23 protein-coding genes are annotated in these 17,732 nt (G+C 70.6%); 13 read left to right on the forward strand and 10 right to left on the reverse strand.

Annotation, left to right across the window (positions count from 1 at the left end; all coding sequences use genetic code 11):
* Positions 1-7: 7 nt before the first annotated feature.
* Positions 8-307, reverse strand: coding sequence for a DUF1905 domain-containing protein (locus AB3M34_RS16210; protein WP_370615457.1), 300 nt, complete (start codon positions 305-307; stop codon positions 8-10).
* Positions 308-423: 116 nt separating this feature from the next.
* Between AB3M34_RS16210 and AB3M34_RS16215 the strand changes: the two genes are divergently transcribed.
* Complete coding sequence (locus AB3M34_RS16215; RefSeq protein ID WP_370615458.1) at positions 424-720, forward strand: hypothetical protein; 297 nt, start codon at positions 424-426, stop codon at positions 718-720.
* A 26-nt stretch (positions 721-746) separates the two neighbouring features.
* Here the strand turns inward: AB3M34_RS16215 and AB3M34_RS16220 are convergent, their stop codons facing one another.
* The 4 genes from AB3M34_RS16220 to AB3M34_RS16235 all read right to left on the reverse strand — a co-directional run bounded on the left by AB3M34_RS16220 (position 747) and on the right by AB3M34_RS16235 (position 3,927).
* Positions 747-1,664 carry a sucrase ferredoxin gene (locus AB3M34_RS16220; RefSeq protein WP_370615460.1) on the reverse strand — a complete coding sequence of 306 codons (918 nt, stop codon included), beginning with the start codon at positions 1,662-1,664 and terminating at the stop codon, positions 747-749.
* Between the two features lie 4 nt (positions 1,665-1,668).
* Positions 1,669-2,937 carry a cupin domain-containing protein gene (locus tag AB3M34_RS16225; protein ID WP_370615462.1) on the reverse strand — a complete coding sequence of 423 codons (1,269 nt, stop codon included), beginning with the start codon at positions 2,935-2,937 and terminating at the stop codon, positions 1,669-1,671.
* Positions 2,934-3,194, reverse strand: coding sequence for a hypothetical protein (locus AB3M34_RS16230; RefSeq protein WP_370615464.1), 261 nt, complete (start codon positions 3,192-3,194; stop codon positions 2,934-2,936). The genes AB3M34_RS16225 and AB3M34_RS16230 overlap by 4 nt, the downstream gene beginning before the upstream one ends.
* 121 nt (positions 3,195-3,315) lie before the next feature.
* Positions 3,316-3,927: a hypothetical protein gene (locus AB3M34_RS16235; RefSeq protein ID WP_370615466.1), complete on the reverse strand. Its 612-nt coding sequence runs from the start codon at positions 3,925-3,927 to the stop codon at positions 3,316-3,318.
* 74 nt (positions 3,928-4,001) lie between these two features.
* Here AB3M34_RS16235 and AB3M34_RS16240 point away from each other — a divergent pair, with 74 nt between their 5' ends.
* The 5 genes from AB3M34_RS16240 (at position 4,002) to AB3M34_RS16260 (ending at position 7,234) form a co-directional block, all read left to right on the forward strand.
* The gene (locus AB3M34_RS16240; RefSeq protein WP_370615467.1) at positions 4,002-4,718 is read left to right on the forward strand and encodes a TIGR02206 family membrane protein; all 717 of its coding nucleotides are present in this window, start codon (positions 4,002-4,004) and stop codon (positions 4,716-4,718) included.
* 71 nt (positions 4,719-4,789) lie between these two features.
* Positions 4,790-5,296 carry a DUF2975 domain-containing protein gene (locus AB3M34_RS16245; RefSeq protein WP_370615469.1) on the forward strand — a complete coding sequence of 169 codons (507 nt, stop codon included), beginning with the start codon at positions 4,790-4,792 and terminating at the stop codon, positions 5,294-5,296.
* Positions 5,296-5,550 carry a helix-turn-helix domain-containing protein gene (locus AB3M34_RS16250; RefSeq protein WP_370615471.1) on the forward strand — a complete coding sequence of 85 codons (255 nt, stop codon included), beginning with the start codon at positions 5,296-5,298 and terminating at the stop codon, positions 5,548-5,550. Before AB3M34_RS16245 ends, AB3M34_RS16250 begins: the two co-directional genes overlap by 1 nt.
* A complete protein-coding gene (locus AB3M34_RS16255; protein WP_370615473.1) occupies positions 5,547-6,479 on the forward strand; it encodes an ABC transporter ATP-binding protein in 933 nt (310 codons plus the stop codon). Before AB3M34_RS16250 ends, AB3M34_RS16255 begins: the two co-directional genes overlap by 4 nt.
* Positions 6,476-7,234: a hypothetical protein gene (locus tag AB3M34_RS16260; RefSeq protein WP_370615475.1), complete on the forward strand. Its 759-nt coding sequence runs from the start codon at positions 6,476-6,478 to the stop codon at positions 7,232-7,234. Before AB3M34_RS16255 ends, AB3M34_RS16260 begins: the two co-directional genes overlap by 4 nt.
* A 72-nt stretch (positions 7,235-7,306) precedes the next feature.
* Here AB3M34_RS16260 and AB3M34_RS16265 read toward each other — a convergent pair whose 3' ends face one another.
* Positions 7,307-7,864, reverse strand: coding sequence for a hypothetical protein (locus AB3M34_RS16265; protein ID WP_370615477.1), 558 nt, complete (start codon positions 7,862-7,864; stop codon positions 7,307-7,309).
* A gap of 115 nt (positions 7,865-7,979) precedes the next feature.
* Here AB3M34_RS16265 and AB3M34_RS16270 point away from each other — a divergent pair, with 115 nt between their 5' ends.
* Positions 7,980-8,777 carry an SDR family NAD(P)-dependent oxidoreductase gene (locus AB3M34_RS16270; RefSeq protein WP_370615479.1) on the forward strand — a complete coding sequence of 266 codons (798 nt, stop codon included), beginning with the start codon at positions 7,980-7,982 and terminating at the stop codon, positions 8,775-8,777.
* An 18-nt stretch (positions 8,778-8,795) separates the two neighbouring features.
* On the opposite strand, the gene AB3M34_RS16275 is transcribed toward AB3M34_RS16270, so the two are convergent.
* Positions 8,796-9,299, reverse strand: a complete 504-nt coding sequence (locus tag AB3M34_RS16275) for a DUF4383 domain-containing protein (protein WP_370615481.1) — start codon at positions 9,297-9,299, stop codon at positions 8,796-8,798.
* Positions 9,300-9,407: 108 nt separating this feature from the next.
* Here AB3M34_RS16275 and AB3M34_RS16280 point away from each other — a divergent pair, with 108 nt between their 5' ends.
* The 6 genes from AB3M34_RS16280 (at position 9,408) to AB3M34_RS16305 (ending at position 15,653) form a co-directional block, all read left to right on the forward strand.
* Positions 9,408-9,836: a hypothetical protein gene (locus AB3M34_RS16280; RefSeq protein ID WP_370615482.1), complete on the forward strand. Its 429-nt coding sequence runs from the start codon at positions 9,408-9,410 to the stop codon at positions 9,834-9,836.
* 81 nt (positions 9,837-9,917) lie between these two features.
* Positions 9,918-10,619 (forward strand): DUF6766 family protein, encoded by a 702-nt coding sequence (locus AB3M34_RS16285; RefSeq protein WP_370615484.1) that lies wholly within the window; start codon positions 9,918-9,920, stop codon positions 10,617-10,619.
* A gap of 370 nt (positions 10,620-10,989) precedes the next feature.
* Positions 10,990-11,784 (forward strand): SDR family oxidoreductase, encoded by a 795-nt coding sequence (locus AB3M34_RS16290; RefSeq protein WP_370615486.1) that lies wholly within the window; start codon positions 10,990-10,992, stop codon positions 11,782-11,784.
* Positions 11,785-11,849: 65 nt separating this feature from the next.
* The gene (locus AB3M34_RS16295) at positions 11,850-14,057 is read left to right on the forward strand and encodes a glycoside hydrolase family 15 protein (RefSeq protein ID WP_370615488.1); all 2,208 of its coding nucleotides are present in this window, start codon (positions 11,850-11,852) and stop codon (positions 14,055-14,057) included.
* 39 nt (positions 14,058-14,096) lie between these two features.
* Positions 14,097-15,011, forward strand: coding sequence for a cation transporter (locus AB3M34_RS16300; protein ID WP_370615489.1), 915 nt, complete (start codon positions 14,097-14,099; stop codon positions 15,009-15,011).
* A 21-nt stretch (positions 15,012-15,032) separates the two neighbouring features.
* Positions 15,033-15,653, forward strand: coding sequence for a TetR/AcrR family transcriptional regulator (locus tag AB3M34_RS16305; protein WP_370615491.1), 621 nt, complete (start codon positions 15,033-15,035; stop codon positions 15,651-15,653).
* Positions 15,654-15,656: 3 nt separating this feature from the next.
* On the opposite strand, the gene paaI is transcribed toward AB3M34_RS16305, so the two are convergent.
* Genes paaI through paaD form a run of 3 tightly spaced genes read right to left on the reverse strand, consistent with a single transcriptional unit; the run spans position 15,657 to position 17,732 of the window.
* Positions 15,657-16,094, reverse strand: coding sequence for a hydroxyphenylacetyl-CoA thioesterase PaaI (gene paaI, locus AB3M34_RS16310; RefSeq protein ID WP_370615493.1), 438 nt, complete (start codon positions 16,092-16,094; stop codon positions 15,657-15,659).
* Entirely contained in the window at positions 16,091-17,179 is a 1,089-nt protein-coding gene (gene paaE, locus AB3M34_RS16315) for a 1,2-phenylacetyl-CoA epoxidase subunit PaaE (protein WP_370615495.1), read from the reverse strand. Before paaE ends, paaI begins: the two co-directional genes overlap by 4 nt.
* Position 17,180: 1 nt before the next feature.
* Positions 17,181-17,732 (reverse strand): 1,2-phenylacetyl-CoA epoxidase subunit PaaD, encoded by a 552-nt coding sequence (gene paaD, locus AB3M34_RS16320; protein WP_370615496.1) that lies wholly within the window; start codon positions 17,730-17,732, stop codon positions 17,181-17,183.

Here is a 17,732-nt window from a genome sequence, read left to right on the forward strand (position 1 = left end):
CCGGCGCCTAGTCACGGCCTACGCGCAACGCCGCGACGAGCACCTGCCCCGGCTCGATCTCCGCCGGTCTGCGCACGGCATCCTTCAGCGGAAGCAGGTAGCGGCCATCCTTCGGGAAGAGCGCGGTGGTGAACTCGACGTCGTCGATGCGCACCACGACCGGCACCTGGCCCCAGTACTCCACCCCCTTCGCGGCGAACTTGATGTCCTCGCTCACCTCCTCCGAGACCGCGAGGAAGTAGTACGGCGCGGGGCCCCGCCACTCCACCACCGGGCCTTCGACCTCGAACTCCATGCCACTGCTCACAGACCGAGTATCGCCGCCGGCCCGCCTCGGTTGAGAGATCGACGCCTGGGTACCGAACGTCCGTCGAGTCACGGCGCGGAAGGGCTCCGTGGCAAGTCGGACAAAGGAGTACGGCGATGCCCCCTAGGAAGAAGGCCGCGGCAAGCAGCGGCAACGGAGTCCGGGTGACGGACGACAGCCTGCGAGTACGCCAGCTCACGCACTACCAGTTCAGCTGGACCGCCGCCGAGGGCGGCGCGGACGGCATCTGGACGCTCCAGCTCGTGCTGGACGAAGGTGCCTGGGAGGAGATCCTCACGGTGAGCGCCGAGGACGCCGACAACCTCCAGGACGTCCTCACGAACACGAGCAGCGTCTTCTACGACATCGATCGTCGCGTGTTGATGTTCGGTGTGACGAAGACGGGCAGCTGACGCGCTGCGGGTCGCCTCCTCGGAAGCTACGCCTCCACAATCCGCACCGCGGTGTGGACCTTCGCCGACGTCTCCGTGTGCGCCGCACAGGTGAGCATCGCCGGCGCCTGCTCGCTCGCGTCCACGTCGACCACGAGTCGCGTCGGGTGATCGTCGCGGAGGATCGTGACCTCCGCGACCCACGACCCTTCGCCCGACCGACGCCCGTCGACGAACCGCACCGCGTCGGCGGGCAGAGGCCCGTACCGCTCGTGCGCGGCGATGACCGCAGCCTGCCCGTACGGAGGCGCAGACGCAACCCCGCGCATGTAGGCCGGGACGACTGCACCGGCGAGATGGGAGGAGACGACGTCGACGGCGGTGTCGGCGTCGAGGTTCCCGTACGTCGTACCGTCCGGCAGCACGACGACGTTCGCGGCGAAGCGGTCTCCGCCGATGTGCGAGCACTCCCAGGTCTCCTCGGCCCAGCGCTCGGCCAGGGCCGCAGCGACGGGACGCCCGCGCAGTGCGCAGCAGACGTCGTGCCGACCGTGCGTGCAGACGAGGAGAGTCGGCGGCGGCGGTGTGGTCGCCGGCGGCAGTGGCTCGCGTACGATCGCCGCCGCCTCCCGCAGATCGGCGCTGTGCCGCCACATTCCCCACACCTGCTCGACGCCTGGCTCGGCGTCGATGACGGCCCAGCGCCGTTCGGCGTTGTCGGCTCGTCGCCCCGGTCGGCGGATCATGAGCAACCGCGACCGGGCGCCGCGGATCGCCGTGGCCAGCTCCGCGAGGACGTCGGAGTCGATCGCGTCGGAGGCGAACGCGTTGAACGGCCACGGGCCGGGGTGCTCGACCAGCAACCATCGACGCGCTGGTGTCGCCGTGGCCGCGAGCGGGTCGACACGCTCGCGTGCCGCCGTCGCGCACCGGAAGGGGTCGGCTGACGGCGTTTCGGCAGCCACCGGATCAGCCGTCACGGACCACGACGGCCCGCGCGAGCAGGCGGCGCGCGAGCTCGTCCCCAAGCACCGCGACGGAGCTCGTGCCGGTGGACAGCAGCTCGTCGACCACAGGAACGTCAGCGGCTTCGAGCCGTTCGTCTCCGGCGCGACTCACCAGCTCAGCGCCGCCGTCGCCGCGAGGGCGGATGCTCGCGTGCAGGTGCTCCCGCAGCGCCAGGCGATCCTCCGGTCGGAGGTTCTGAACCGCGCGCAGCTGGGACACCGGCCCGACGGGTGCCGGTCGGCCTGCTCGGCGAGACGCCGCGGCGAGCCTCTGAGCGGCCGCCTGCTCGTCGATGGTCGCCAGCGCGGCCGCGAGTCCTGCCCGTACGACCTCGAGGTCGTCGCTCAGATGGTCGGCGTCTCCCACCCCGGCGCCGACGGCGAGCGACGCGCGGATCTCAGGATCGTCGGCCAGAGACTGCAGCACGACCTGCACCACCTCGCCGGCGAGGGCGTGCCGGGTCCAGGCGTGGACGCCCAGCGTGAGGTGCGTGCTCACGTCGCCGAGTGCGGTCGCGGCATGCAGGTAGCCGCGCGGGAGGTAGAGGCAGTCCCCCGGCCCGAGCACCGTGCGCATCAGCGGAGGCTCTTCCGCCGCTCGGGAGACAGCAGCTCGCCGGTCGGTCCAGGGCTGGTCTCGCAGCGGCGCCTCGAGGACCGGCCGGTGGATGCGCCACTCCTTCTCGCCGCTGACCTGGAGCACGAAGACGTCGTGCACGTCGTAGTGGTCGTCGAAGCCCTGAGACTGCGGAGGCGTGACGTACGCGTTCGCCTGCACAGGATGCCCGAGCTCGTCGGCCAGGGCGGCGACGAACCGCACGAGGGGTGGCCACGTGCGATGAAGTCCCTGCAGGACCAGGGTCGCCCCGTCGGCGAACAGTGCGCTCAAGCGGGAGTCGTCGACCTGGTCGGCGATGCCCGCCCCCACACCCGCACCGGAGGTGAAGTCGCGGTTCGGCAGCGTCGTCCCGTCGCGGGCGACCCGCAGGAACGGCGTGCGCAGGCCGTGGTCGGAGAGCAGCGAGTCCACCGCGTCCTCGTCGAAGAGATCCTCGAACCCCCCGTCGCGTTCGGCGGCCGTCACGAGGAGCGGCTCACGCCCCCAGGACGTCGTCGCGAACTCCTCCAGCGGTCGACCCAGCAGCCTCTCGACCGGTCCGGTCGGAAGCATCCCGCTGAGAAGATCGGGGCGCCCCTCCGAGAGGGGCGCCCCGACCTGGTGAGCCGTCATGCGCTGCCGTCGGCCCCACCGTCGTGGCGACCGGGGACGCCTTCTGCGCCGCCGTCGGCGGGGCCTTCGGCGCCGCTGTCGGCACCACCGTCCGCTCCGCCGTCGTGCACGCCGGGCGTGCCTTCCGCACCACCGTCGGCCGTGCCTTCTGCGCCGCTGTCGGCACCACCGTCTGCTCCACCGTCGTGCACGCCAGGCGTGCCTTCCGCACCACCGTCCGCCGTGCCTTCCGTGGACTCGGGATCGAGCTCGCTCATCGTGATCTCCTTCTGCTCGCCGGCCCGGCACGGGCGATGGGTGACGTTTCCTCGGTGTACGCGGTGCCGCCGGGCTCCGCATCCGGACAGTGCCCAGCACTCGGGGTACGAAACCCGCTGGTCACCTCCGACGCACAGAGCCCCGGGGTCTCGGACGCTCTCGCAGTGCGGCCTCCGCGATGACCAGGAGCATGACGAGGCCGGTCAGGACGGCGACACCCGCCGCCGCCGTCGCAGTCCAGGCGATTCCGAGCACGAGACCGACCACTCCGAGCACGGTCATGACGAGCCCGAGCCGCGTGAACATCGGCGTGTCGAAGGCCCGGGCGAACGGTAGGAAGTGCAGCCCCACGGCGAGCACGATGAGGGCCGGAGCTGCCTCCACCTCGCCGACCGAGTCGAGGAGCAGTCGCCCGACCTGGATCAGGGCGAGCATGCCCGCCACGCTCAACAGGTAGACCCACCCCGCGCTGCGAGCCAGCGGCTTGAGCGCTGGGAATCGGCGTTCCGCGACGAGCACAGCCCAGACGAACACCGCCAGCGCACCCGCCCACAGCACGGCTGCGACGACGGAGACGGCGTACGGCAGGTCACCGCGGTTCGCGTGGACGAACACGCTCCCACCGACGGCGCCGACGACCGCGCCCCAGACCCGCGGATCGTACGGGCGCCGTAGTCCTCGGTCCACCGCCTCCGAAGGACTGGTCGCCGCCGACTCTTCATCTGTCATCACCGTTCCGATGTTAGATGCCGGTCGGGCCCGTCTCGACGGCCCGGTGGCGACCTCCGGGGCACTAGCCTGATCTCATGACGAGCCTGGCGGCGGACGGCCGTTTCGAGACCTTCGGCTCGCAGCACCTGGCTGCGCTGATCGTGTTTGCGGTCGGTCTCGTCGCCGTGGTCTGGATCGGGTGGCGGGTGCGTGGCACGCTCGCCGAGGCGCGGGTGAGCAGGGTGCTCGCGGTGGGGATCTGCGCGGTGACCATCCCGCTCCAGGTCATGCAGTTCCTCCCCGGCGAGTGGAACCCGCGGACCTCGCTCCCCTTCCAGCTCTGCGACCTCGCCTGGGTGTTCGCCGTCCACGCGCTGTGGACACGCTCGCGCCTGAGCGCCACCGTGACCTACCTGTGGGGCATCACCCTCACGACCCAGGGGATGCTGACCCCTGACCTGGCCTCGACCTGGCCGGAGCCGCGCTTCGTCATGTTCTGGGCGATGCACATCCTCATCGTCTGGGCTGCGGTCTACCTCGTCGTGGGCCTCGGCATCTGGCCGACCTGGGCCACGTATCGGCGCACGGTCGTGATCACGCTCGCATGGGCGGTCCTTGCGTTCACCTACAACGCGATCGCCGGCGTGAACTACGGCTACCTCAACGGCAAGCCGAGCCGCTCCTCGCTGCTCGACTACCTCGGGCCGTGGCCGACGTACGTGGTCGTCGAGATCGCGGTCGTCGCCGCGGTCTGGGCGCTGCTCACCTGGCCGTGGACCCGCCGAGAGGTCAGGACGACGATCGACGCCTAACGCAGCACACTTGCCGTACCTACCGTTTTTCGATAGATTCCTCTCGTTCTACAGTGAGAAGGGATCGTTTCATGGGTGGTTGGGCCGTACGAGCACTGCAAGTGATCATCGCCGTCGCGCTTGCGGGCTCGTTGTTCGTGCAGTGTGTGCTGGTGCCGCTGATCTGGATCGACATGGACGACGCGAGGCCGGTGATCCGGATCCCGTTCGTCGTGATCGTGGTCGCCGGGATCGCCACGCTGCAGGTCACCGCCGTCTGCATCTGGAAGCTGCTGACGATGGTCAGACGAGGCACGGTGTTCTCGCACGCGGCGTTCCGCTACGTCGACATCATCATCGGGGCGATCGCGACCGCGTCGGTGCTGACGTTCGCGGTCGGGGTGCTCGCGGCGTACAGCAACCGGACGAGTCCGGGCGACCAGGTGGCTCCGGGACTCGTGGGGCTGGTGTGCGGGATCGCGCTCGTCGTGGCGGGTGTGGCGGTGCTGGTGCTCGTGATGCGTACGCTCCTCGCTCAGGCGGTCGCTCGCGACACCGAGGCCAGGCACCTGCGGTCCGAGCTGGACGAGGTGATCTGATGCCGATCGTCGTCGACATCGACGTCATGCTCGCCCGACGCAAGATGGCTGTCGGGACGCTCGCCGAGCGCGTCGGCATCACGCCGGCCAACCTTGCGGTCCTGAAGAACGGACGGGCCAAGGCCGTCAGGTTCACCACGCTCGAGGCGCTGTGCGACGTGCTCGAGTGCCAGCCCGGTGACCTGCTCCGCTGGGAGCCGTCCGACGCCGACAGCTTTCCGGCGGCCGAGGCGGACGAGGTGGGCCGGCCGTGATCCGCATCCAGCAGCTGACCAAGCAGTACGGGGCGACGCGTGCGGTGGACGGCCTGACCTTCGACGTCGAGCCGGGAAAAGTCACCGGGTTCCTCGGCCCCAACGGCGCGGGCAAGTCGACGACCATGCGGATCGTCATGGGGCTCGACCACCCCACCTCGGGGACGGCGACGATCAACGGCAAGCCGTACGCCGATCTCCACTCGCCGCTGAGGGAGGTGGGCGCACTCCTCGATCCGGGAGCCATGCATCCCGGACGCACCGGGCGCGCGCACCTCCGCATCGCGGCCCGGTCCAACGGACTGCCGATCTCACGCGTCGACGAGGTGATCGAGCACGTCGGGCTCGGCCCGGCCGCTCGGCGGCGCATCAAGGGCTACTCCCTCGGGATGCGGCAGCGCCTCGGGATCGCGGCTGCGCTCCTCGGGGATCCGCAGGTGCTCCTGTTCGACGAGCCCGTCAACGGCCTCGACGTCGAAGGCGTCCGATGGATCCGCGACGTGCTCCGCGGCTTCGCCGACGAGGGCCGTACGGTGCTGGTCTCCAGCCATCTGATGAGTGAGATGCAGCTGATCGCCGACCGGGTCGTCGTCATCGGTCGCGGCACCCTGATCGCTGATGCCGACGTCGGCGACATCCTTCGCGGACCCGACCAGCGCCGCATCCGCGTCCGCAGCCCCGAGGCCGACGCCCTCGCCGCCGCCCTCCATGAAGGCGGCCAGGTCGAGCACACGAGGCCCGGCGAGCTGGTGGTCACCGGCATGACCGCGACCGAGGTCGGCGACATCGCCCACGCTCTCCGCTTCCCGCTCTACCACCTGGCCGAGATCGAGCAGTCGCTCGAGCACGCCTACCTCGCGCTCACCGCCGACAGCGTCGAGTACGCCGTCGGCGGGCCGAGCACCTCAGCGGAGGGCGAGACCCGATGAGCACCACCACCGTCGTGGCACGCACCTGCCGGGCGGAGGTCGGTCGCGTCTGGACCCTGCGGTCGAGCTTCGTCCTGGCGGCTGTCACCGCGGCCGCCGTCGTCGCGTTCGGAGGGCTCGTCGGCTCCACGAGCGACCCCGACCAGGTGTCCCCGGGTTCGACCGCGTGGGACGGCGGCCAGATGAGCGGCATGTTCGCTCTCTTCGGGATCCTCGCCCTCTCGGTCGTGACCGCCACCGCGGACTACGGGACCGGCGGCATCATCCCCACCTTGCAGTGGACCCCGAGGCGTGGCGTCCTGCTGTGCGCCCGCACCGGCGTCATCGTTGCCACCGGCACGGCGCTCGGGCTGCTCTCCGGGGCGGCCGCCAGCCTCGTGGTGTGGCTGTTCCTCCCCGGGCTCGGACTCCCCGCCGGCGACGGTGCCGCGGTGATGGGCGGGCTCGCGTACGTCCACGCCACGGGTGCGCTCCTCGCCGTCGGCCTGGGGCTCCTGCTCCGCAGCACCGCAGGAGGGCTGGTGAGCGTGATCGCGCTCGTTCTCGTGCTCCCCATGCTGCTCGCCCAGCTCGGCTACACCTGGTCGACGACCGTCGCGGCCCACATGCCAGGCACCGGGGCCCTGTTCCTGATCTTCGGGGAGGGGCCCAGCGACGACATGACGGCAGCGTCAGCCAGGCTCACGCTCGCGATCTGGGCCACCGTCGCCATCAGTGCCGGGGGCTGGCGACTGCTGCGTACGGACGCCACCTGAGCTGCTGACCGGGCGAGGGGCCGACGGGAGGGTGAACGGAGTGATGCCCTCCCGCCGACCCGGTCAGGGGGGTCAGAACCGCCCGAAGGGTCGCGGAGTCGCGTACCCGAAGGTGTCACCGGCACTGAACGCCTCGACACCGAAGGTCGAGTTGAGTGCGCCAGCCGCCGTGGCGGTCAAGCGCAGCTGCACGAGTCCGAGACCCGGACGGTCGGATCGCCGGATCGTGAACAGGTTGACCCGTCCGACGTTCCCGATCGAGCCCTTCACCTTGCCCGTGACCTTGAGCCTGCGGAGGTCGATGGTGAGCTTGCGGAGGGTGATCTTGGCAGACCCGGCCTCGAGGCTGATGCCGCCGGTGTGCCTGATCTTCAACTTCCTGAGCGAGATCCCGGTGATCGGGAACCGCGCCGCGAGCGTGCCCTTGTAGGCGAAGGCCTTGGCGCCGCCCACAGCCTTCGGCGTGATGCCGGCGCCGGCTACGAGGTCGTACACGGCAGGGGCGACGACAACCTGCGTGTAACCCGTCCGTTGCCGGGACTCGGCCTGTGCGGGGGCCGTGGACACGGCGACGAGCCCCAGCGAGGTGATGAGGGCGATCAACCCTCCGACGATCCTTCTGCTTCTCATCCTTCTGCCTCCCTCTCGAGTGCGCCGGACTGACCGGCCTCACAGGTACTTCGTCGCGAGAGGCCCGATCAGATGCATGCGTGTCGCCGACACCCGCCGTGGGTACATCGCGGTCATGAGCATCGAGAGCGACTCCGTCCGCCCCCTCGGCCTGGTGACCGGCGCTTCGACCGGCATCGGCCTCGCACTCCTGAGCGAGTTCGTCGAGGCGGGTCTCGACGTTCTCGCCGTCGCCGACGAGGAGATCCCTGACACGGCTGGTTCGTCGCCAACCGCCCGGGCCGTACGGCCGGTCACGGCCGACCTGGCGACGGCGACCGGCAACGAGGACGTCATCGCGGCGCTCGAGTCCGACCCGCGCCCCGTCGTCGCCGCAGCGCTCAACGCCGGTGTCGGGGTCAACGGACGCTTCGACCAGACCGACATCGCCGACCAGCTGCGACTGCTCGCGGTGAACGTCGAGTCCCCCGTCAGGCTCGCGCACTACCTGACCGGTGTGATGACGGCGCAGCGGTACGGGCGGATCCTGATCACCTCGTCGGTCGTCTCACAAGGCCCTGGTCCGAACCAGTCGACGTACGCGGCGTCGAAGGCGTTCCTGCACTCGTTCGCCGAGGCGATCCGCTACGAGCTGCGCGACACCGGCGTGACCGTGACGTCGTTGCAGCCCGGCCCCACCGACACGGCGTTCTTCGCTCGCGCCGGCATGCAGCGGACGTGGGTCGCCCGCGGGCCGAAGGCGGACCCCTCCCAGGTGGCCCGGGAGGGGTTCGCCGCCATGATGGCCGGGAAGGACCGCGTGGTCCCCGGCTCGTGGCTCCTCAAGGCGCAGAGCAAGGCGAGCAAGCTGGTGCCGGAGGCGCTCACCGCCCGGTTCCATGCATCGCTCGCGAAGCCACGAGACCCGTCGTGACGACGGCGCTCGTCGACCTCACCGGCGATTTCGCGTGCGGTCCGCAGTGCCCGTCCTTCCCGGCGCGATCATCCTCGCCCCCACAGCACCGATCAGGACCATCGCCACCCCCAGCACCAGGTGCAGCCAGTTGTCCGCGTCGTTGACCGGGATGAAGTTCGCCGAGTCGTCGTAGTCGATGACCAACCCGTAGATCCACAGGAGCAGGTAGATCACCCCGCCGCCGATCAGGTACGGCACCGCGGTCCGTGCCGCACGTGCCGCCCACAGTCCGACGACGCCGAACAGCAGGTGCACGATGTTGTGCAGGACCGACACCTCGAAGACCCCGAGGAGCTTGGCGTTGCCCTCGTGGCCGGCGAAGGTCATCGTGTCGTAGTTCGTCGTGATCCCGGGGATGAAACCGAGGATCCCGACGAGGAGGAAGACCGCTCCTACAGCGGCCGTGAGCGCGCGAAGGGTCTTCTCCTTCGCCGCCAGATCAGAGTCGCGGCCGCGGCCGCTCGTGCGCATGTCGTCCATCGGACACTCCCTTCTCCGCCAGGCATTTCACTCCCTAGGCCGGTACCCACCTCGACACCCCGTCACGCCTTGGAACGGCGCTCTTGCAACAGCGGTAACATCACCGGTGTGATTCGTCCGTCACGCGGGATCCTCGTCCTGGCGGTCATGTCGATGGCCGCTTCCCTGACCGCCTGCGCGGGCTCGCAGGACGCGCCGGTCGAGGAGGTCGCACGCGACTTCTACCAGGCGTTCGCCGACGCCGACGGCGAGCAGGCCTGCGCCCTCCTGTCGGAGAGGACACGCACGGAGGTGGAGAAGAACGCCGAGACAGCGTGCGACGAGGCTCTGCTCGAGGAGGATCTCCCCGCGGTGCGCGAGCCGGGCTCCGTCGAGGTCTTCGGCGTGATGGCGCTCGTCCGGTTCGACGACGGTCCGGGCGAGCCCCAGGAGACGACGTTCTTCAGCCGGTACGACGACGGCTGGCGCGTCACTGCCGCCGGCTGCAGGCCGACCGGCGAGGGCACCCCGTACGACTGCCAGGTGAGCGGAGGCTGACATGCGTGCAGTGTTCCTGACCTATCTGGTCATCATCGTGGCCGGCCTGTCCTACTTCCTCGTCGTCGGGGTGAGGCACGTATGACGGGGCGGTCGAAGCCCTCGCAGCCGGGCGGCTTCCTCCGGCACAACTCCCTGAGCCTGTTCTTCCTCGTCATCTTCCTGCTGGCGCTCGGCGGTCAGGCGTTCGCCGGATGGCACGAGTTCAACAACCAGCAGCTCGCCGAGGGCTTCGGACAGGTGTCCTTCGGTCGGTACCTCAGCTCGGTCGACTTCGCGGTGGACGTCTCGGAGAACTGGCAGAGCGAGTACCTGCAGTTCCTCCTCTTCATCCTCGCCACCGTCTGGCTGCTGCAGCGCGGCTCACCCGAGTCGAAGGAGCTGCACAAGGCGGGCCTCGAGTCGGCCGAGGATCAAAAGATCGGTCGTCACGCGGACGACAGCTCCCCCACCTGGGCGAGGGTCGGCGGCTGGCGTACGGCCGCCTTCTCCAACTCGCTGCTGCTCGTGATGCTGTCGATCTTCCTGGGGTCCTGGCTGGTCCAGTCGATCGCCGGGTGGGCCGCCTACAACGAGGTCCTGCTCGAGCAGATGCGTGACCCGATGAGCTGGACGTCGTACGTCCTGGGTGCCGACTTCTGGTCACGGACGCTGCAGAACTGGCAGTCCGAGTTCCTCGCCGTCGGATCGATGGCGGTGCTGTCGATCTACTTGCGCCAGCGTGGCTCACCGGAGAGCAAGCCGGTCGGCCAGTCCCACGCGAGCACGGGAGTCGAGGGCTGACGCTGGGCGTCCGCCGGTCGGCCAGGACCCCCCGTCAGCAGCGACGCGGCCGGCCCCATGAACCAGTGCCGCTGGACGCAGCTGAGCCTGACGTGCTCGACCGGCCCGTCGGTGCTCTCCTCGCAGTACCGCCACGTCACCGCGGCAGTCGCGCCGCACTCCGGGCACGTCGTGAGCTCCATCATTGCCTCCCCCTCGCTCGAGCCGGTCCCGTCAACGAGCCGACGGCCGAGCAAGCAACCTCGCGACCATCCTTCATCCACTTGGGGTCAAAGACGGGGGCCGTGGCAACGCTTGAACCGCTTCGCGTCGGCAACCGGTCTGGTGACCGCTCGGCCACCTGGCCGTCCACGATCCGACAGGAGCTCCCATGACCAGCCACTTCCCGCGACTCGCCATCGTCACCGGCAGCGACTCCGGCATCGGACAGGCCACGGCACAGCTCCTCGCGCGGGAGGGCTTCGACGTCGGCCTCACCTGCCACCACGACAGCGATGGGGCCCAGGAGACCGCAAAGGAGGTCGAAGCGCGAGGCCAGAAGGCGTACATCGAGGTCTTCGACGCCTCGCAGCCCGATGCCGGGGCGCTCGTGGACCGGCTCGTCGGGCAGCTCGGAGGTCTCGGTGTGCTGGTCAACGTCGCCGGCACCGGCCACTCCGACAAGGTGGTCGACCTGCCGTTCGACACCTGGCGGCGCGTGCTCGCGACCGATCTCGACGGCCCGTTCCTCACTGCCCAGCGCGCGGCGCAGGTGATGATCGCGGCCGACCAGGGCGGCCGGATCATCAACGTGACGAGCGTCCACGAGCACCTGCCCCGGGTCGGGTCAGCGGCCTACTGCGCGGCCAAGGCGGGGCTCGGCATGCTCACCAAGGTGATGGCGCTCGAGCTCGGCGAGCACGCCATCACCGTCAACTCCGTCGCCCCGGGTGAGATCGCCACCGAGATGACCGGCATGGACGAGTCCGACGCGTACGACGAAGAGCGGTCGGGGAATCCGCTGGGTCGGCCCGGGCACGTCGCCGAGGTGGCATCGCTGATCGGCTTCCTCGCCTCGCCGCGCTCGGCCTACGTCACCGGCGCATCGCTCACGGTCGACGGTGGGCTGAGCCTGATGGCTGCGCACGGCCACGACCAGGCCGGCTCCGGGTGGCGCGACGTCTGACGCAGAGGCGCGGTTTGTGACGTACGTCACGGGGAACCGCTCGGACATCGCTCCCGGAGGTCCTCATGCCCGTACGTCGCCCGTCCCGCCCGCTCACCGCCGCCCTCGCCGCCGTGGCTGCGCTGCTGCTCGGCGCCACCCTCCTCGTGGCCGTCCCCACGGCCGCAGCACCGGCTGACCCCGCGCCCGGCACCCCCGGCCGCAAGAGCACCTGGACCGAGGCCGACAAGACCGGCTTCGGCACCGCTCGCGCCCGCCGCAGCAACGTGTGGTTCACCCTGCAACGAGGCAGGGTGAGCGAGGTCTTCTACCCGGACCTCTCGACGCCGAGCGTGCGCAGCCTCGAGCTCGTCGTGACCGACGGCACCAGCTTCACCGACCGCGAGACGGTCGACATGCGCCCGGCCACGTCCCGCCCCGACGCGCGGAGCCTCCGGTTCGCGCAGATCGGCGGTCGTGACGGGCGCTACCGGCTCACCAAGCACGTCGCGACGGACCCGCGACGCGACGCCCTGGTGGTCCGCGTACGGCTGACGTCGCTGGACGGAGGTCGCTACCGTCTCTACGTCCAGCACGACCCGGCACTCGCCAACAACGGCATGGACGACCGCGCCCGAACCGTCGGCAGGACGCTCGTGGCGAGCGACGGGAAGGTCGCGACAGCCCTGCGTGCGCGACCACGGCTCGGCGCGCGCACCAACGGGTACGCCGGCAGCCGGAGCGACGGTTGGCGGGACCTGCGCCGTGACCACGATCTCGACCGTCGGCACCGCTCGGCTGGTCCGGGGAACGTCGTGCAGACCGCTCGCGTGAGCCGTGTCAACGGACTGCCGGGCAGGCAACGGGCGACGATCACCCTCGGGTTCGGCCGCCGACCCGCCGCTGCACGGGCCACCGCCGCGGCCAGCGCGCGTACCGGCTGGGCGAGCGTCCAGCGCCGGTACGACCGTGGATGGCACCGCTACGTGAGGTCGCTGAAGCGGGTGCCCGCCACCGCAGCCTCGATCGAGCGCGAGTACCTCGCCTCGGCGCTCGTGCTCGCAGCCGCCGAGGACAAGCTCAACCCCGGCGCGGTCGTCGCGTCGCCGTCCGCCCCATGGGTGTGGGGCGACGAGGTGCCGGACCTCTCCTCGCCATCCGGCGCGTACCACCTCGTGTGGTCGCGCGACTCGTACGAGTTCGGCAGCGCCATGTGGGCCATGGGCGACCGCTCGGCGGCCCGACGCATCGTCGACTGGCTGTTCCGGGTGCAGCAGAAGCCCGACGGATCCTTCCCGCAGAACTCCGACGTGCAGGGACAACCGGTGTGGTCCGAGCTCCAGCTCGACGAGGTGGCGCTGCCGATCGTCCTCGCGCGCCTGACCGGGAAGACCGGCCGCGCGACGTACCGAGGGGTCAAACGAGCGGCGGACTTCCTCGCGCGGTTCCGCGACGAGGAGACCGGTCGCCGGGCGCCGTACTCACCCCAGGAGCGGTGGGAGAACCAGTCCGGCTACTCGCCGAACTCGATCGCCGCGCAGATCGCCGGGCTCGTCTGCGCCGCCGACATCGCGCGCCGCAACGGCGACCGGGCGTCGGCACGCCGCTGGCTGCGCCTCGCCGACCGGTGGGCGGCCCGGGTGAAGGGATGGACGGTCACCACCACCGGTCCCCTATCGTCCCGGCCGTACTTCCTGCGCCTCACCAAGAACGGCCGGCCCGACACGGCATCGCCCTACGAGATGGGCGACGGCGGGCCGGTGCAGATCGACCAGCGGCGGGTCGTCGACCCCAGCTTCCTCGCCCTGACACGCTGGGGGATCTTGCCGGGCACCGACCCGGTCGTCGCGTCGTCTCTCGCGGTGGTCGACCAGGAGCTGCGGGTCCAGACCCCGAACGGCCCCTTCTGGCGGCGGTTCAGCTTCGACGGGTACGGCGAGACGCGTGACGGCGGGCAGTGGGAGATCACGGAGCCGGGCACCTTCACCACGCTCGGCCGAGGCTGGCCGATCCTGACCGGCGAGCGCGGGGAGCACGAGGTCAGCGCCGGACGGGACGCGTCCTCGTACCTCGCCGCGGTCGCGGCCGCCGCCAACGACGGCGACATGATCTCCGAGCAGGTGTGGGACGGTCGGCCCCCGACGGGGAGGCCCTGCTGCCAGGCCGGCGAAGGGACCCGGGCGGCGACCCCGCTCGTCTGGTCCCACGGAGCGCTGGTGCGCCTCGCGTGGACGATGCAGCTCGGCCGGCCGGCCGACCAGCAGGCTGTCGTCGCGCGGCGCTACCTGCGGTGACTCGCGTCGTCGCGCCTCATCCGAACTACGCTGACGGTCGTGAGCGGAGCCCAGCGCGCGCAGGCGTCGATCGAGCGCACGGCACTGCGCCGCTCGATCGTCGCCGCAGCAGCGCTGGGAGCCCTCGCGATGGCCTGGGGCATCGTGGGCGAGCTGCGCATCCTGCTCCTCGACGGCGCGTACGCCCTGATCGGGATCGCGTTGTCGTGGTTCGCGCTCCAGGCAGCGCGCGCCGTCGAGGAAGGACCGACGAAGAGGTTCCCGTTCGGGCGTGACGCCTTCACTCCGCTCGCTGTCCTGCTGCAGGGAGTGGCTCTCGCCGGCACGCTGCTCTACGCCTTCGTGGACGCGATCGTGCTGGTCAGGGAGGGAGGCAACCCGGTCGAGACGCAGAGCCTCGCGCTGTACGGGCTGATCTCAGCAGTCGGTGCCGCCGCCGTCTTCCTCTCGTTGCGACGGATGCGGTCCACGTCCGACCTCGTCGGCGCGGAGATCGCCACCTGGCGGGCGAGCGCGGTCCTCAGCATCGGCATGGTGGTCGGCGCCGTGACAGCGATGGTCCTCGACCGCTCCACGTCCGTCGACGTGGTCGCCTATGTCGATCCCGTTCTCGTGATCGCCGCATGCGTGGTGCTCGCACCCACACCCGTGGGGCTCCTGCGATCCGGAGTGCGAGAGCTGCTGCAGGGCGCTCCCTCCACGGAGGTGCAGCAGTCCGTCCACCTGGCCGTCGACGACGTGCGGCGACACTTCGGGCTCGACGAACCCATCGTCCGCATGCGCAAGGTCGGTCGCAAGCTGTTCCTCGAGGTCGACTTCGTCGTCGAACCAGGCCACTGGGACGTCTCCGACGAGGACGAGGTCCGACGGTCGCTCCTGGCGCGCCTGGAGCCTCTCGGTTTCGACCTCTGGGCCTACATCGAGCTGACGACCGACAGAGCCCTCGTCGAGTAGCCGCTGTGAGAACGTGGTCCCATGAGCGCCGGGAGTTCGCAGGGCAGCGCCCGACGAGGTAGGCCCGGCTACGACCAGGAGCTGCTCGTGAGGCGCGCCGTCGAGGTGTTCATCAGGCGCGGCTACGACGCCACCAGCGTCGGTGACCTGGCCGCCGAGCTCGGCCTCAGCAAGTCCGCGATCTATCACCACGTCCCGAGCAAGGAGCACCTCCTGTCGCTCGCGCTCGACGACGCGCTCGAAGGGCTCGAGGCCGTGATCGCCGATGCGACCCGCGAACCGCGGGACGTGTCGGCGTACGCACGTCTCCGTGGCGCGGTCCGCCAGAGCGTGCTGGTGCTCGTCGACAAGCTGCCGTCGGTCACCCTGCTGCTCCGGGTGCGTGGCAACGGCGAGGTGGAGATCTCGGCACTCGCCCGTCGCCGCCGGATCGACGAGCAGCTCGCCGGGCTCGTCCGCGACGCGGTCTCCGAGGGCACGCTGCGCAACGACATCGCGCCCGACCTCATCAGCAGGTTGCTGTTCGGCACCGTCAACTCGCTCACCGAGTGGTACAGGCCGGACGGCGAGGTCGACGCGGCCACCCTCGCCGACGCGGTTGTGGAGCTGGCGTTCGACGGTCTCACCGTGCCGCGAGGCTGACGCTCAGCCGAGCGTACGACCGAGACTTCGGCTCCTCCCCCGGAACTCCGCGATCGTGGTGCGGTCGGTCGCGCGGCGGACGGTCACGTCGTACACACCGGACCGGCCACGTTGCGCGCGCTCGTGCGCCTCGGCGACGAGCTGGTCGCCGAGGCGGGCCGACTCGAGGAACGTGATGTCGAAGCCCGCCGCGACGGTGACGACGCCGTCGGTGTTGCACGCGACCGCGAACGCGGAATCCGCGAGCGCCGCGATCAGCCCGCCGTGACAGAGGTCGTGGCCGTTGACCATGTCGTCGCGGACGAGCATGGAGACCCGTGACTCGCCCGGGGCGACGTCCTCGAGGCACATGCCGAGCGCCTTGCTCGCGGCGTCCGTGTCCCACATCGCGGCCGCACTCCGCTCCGCACGGCGCTGGTCGTCGCCGGCCTCTCCGCTCATGCGTCGAAGTCCACGGTGAGGGTGTCGCTGACCGGGTACGACTGGCACGTGAGAACGAACCCGCTCTCGACCTCGTCCGGCGTCAGTGCGTAGTTGCGTCGCATGTCGACCTCGCCGTCGCCCACCTTCGCCCGGCAGGTGCCGCAGACGCCTCCCTTGCACGCGAACGGGAGATCCGTACGGGTCCGCTGGGCGGCATCGAGGACCGGCTCGCCGCGCGGCATCGCCGACGTCGTGCTGCGCCCGTCGAGGACCACCGTCACCTCGCTCGTCGCCCCGTCGACGACGGGGTCCGCACGTCGGAGCTCCGGCAGCGGCTCATCGACGTAGAAGAGCTCGACGTGCACGCGACACTCCTCGACGCCGAGCTCGGACAGCACCGCGCGCGCGTCCGCGAGCATCCCGAACGGGCCGCACAGCCACACGTGGTCGAGATCGCCGACCGGGACGAGAAGGGTGAGGAGGTCGCGCAACCGCTCGGTCTCGAGGCGCCCCGAGAACAGCTCGACGTCACGCGGCTCGCGCGACAGCACGTGGATCAGGTCGAAACGAGGGCCATACCGGTTCTTCAGGTCGGCCAGCTCCTCGGCGAACATCACGGTCGACGTGGTGCGGTTGCCGTACAGCATCGTCACGGAGGCGCCCGGGTCCGCCAGCACGGTGCCCACGATCGACAGGATCGGCGTGATGCCCGACCCGGCAGCGATGCACAGGTGGCGGGCCCCCTCCCCCGGGTCGGCGCGGAACCCTCCCGTCGGCGTCTGCACGTCGATCGGCGTCCCGGGCGTCACCTCGTGCGACAGCCATCGTGAGAACAATCCGTCGGGGATCTCGCGGACACCGATCCTCAGCCTGCCGCCGACCGGTGCGCAGATCGAGTACGAGCGTCGCAGCTCGACTCCGTCGACGAAGCGGCGGAGCGTGAGCGACTGGCCGGCCGCGAAGGCGTACGCCGTGGTGAGGGCTGGAGGGACGTCGAAGGTGACCGCGACCGCGTCGTCGGTGAGCCGCTCGACCTCCGCAACGGTGAGGGTGTGGAACAGCGCCGTACGAGCGGTGGCGCGTGAGGGCACGGACACCGTCATGTCAGATCTCCTTCACGTGCTCGAACGGCTCGAGGCAGCTCGTGCACCGGTAGAGCGCCTTGCACGCCGTCGGCCCGAACTCCGACGTCAGCGCGACGTCGGCCGCACCGCAGCGCGGGCAGCGCAGGGCCCGGATCGGGGGACTGAGGGTGAGCGCGACCGGTCCGTCGTGGCGCGGCGCTGGGCCTGGCGCCGACAGGCCGTGCTCGGCGAGTGCGCGACGTCCGTGCTCGGTGATCCAGTCGCTCGTCCAGGCGGGCTCCAGCGCGATCTCGACACGAACCTCGTCGAATCCCGCGTCCTGGAGCGAACGGACGAGGTCGTCGCGCATCGTCGCCATCGCGGGGCAGCCGGAGTACGTCGGGGTGATCGTGGCGACCACGTGACCGTCGGCGTCGACGTCGACGCCGCGCAGGACTCCGAGGTCCTCCAGGGTGAGCATCGGCATCTCGGGGTCGGTGACGGCGCGCGCGACGTCGTAGGCACGGGTCTCGGTGTCGGTCTCGATCGACTGCGTCGCCTCGACCAGCGGGGGGTGGGTCGCCTCGGGCAC

The organism is Mumia sp. Pv4-285 (assembly GCF_041320275.1).
GTDB classification, from domain to species: Bacteria; Actinomycetota; Actinomycetes; order Propionibacteriales; family Nocardioidaceae; genus Mumia; species Mumia qirimensis.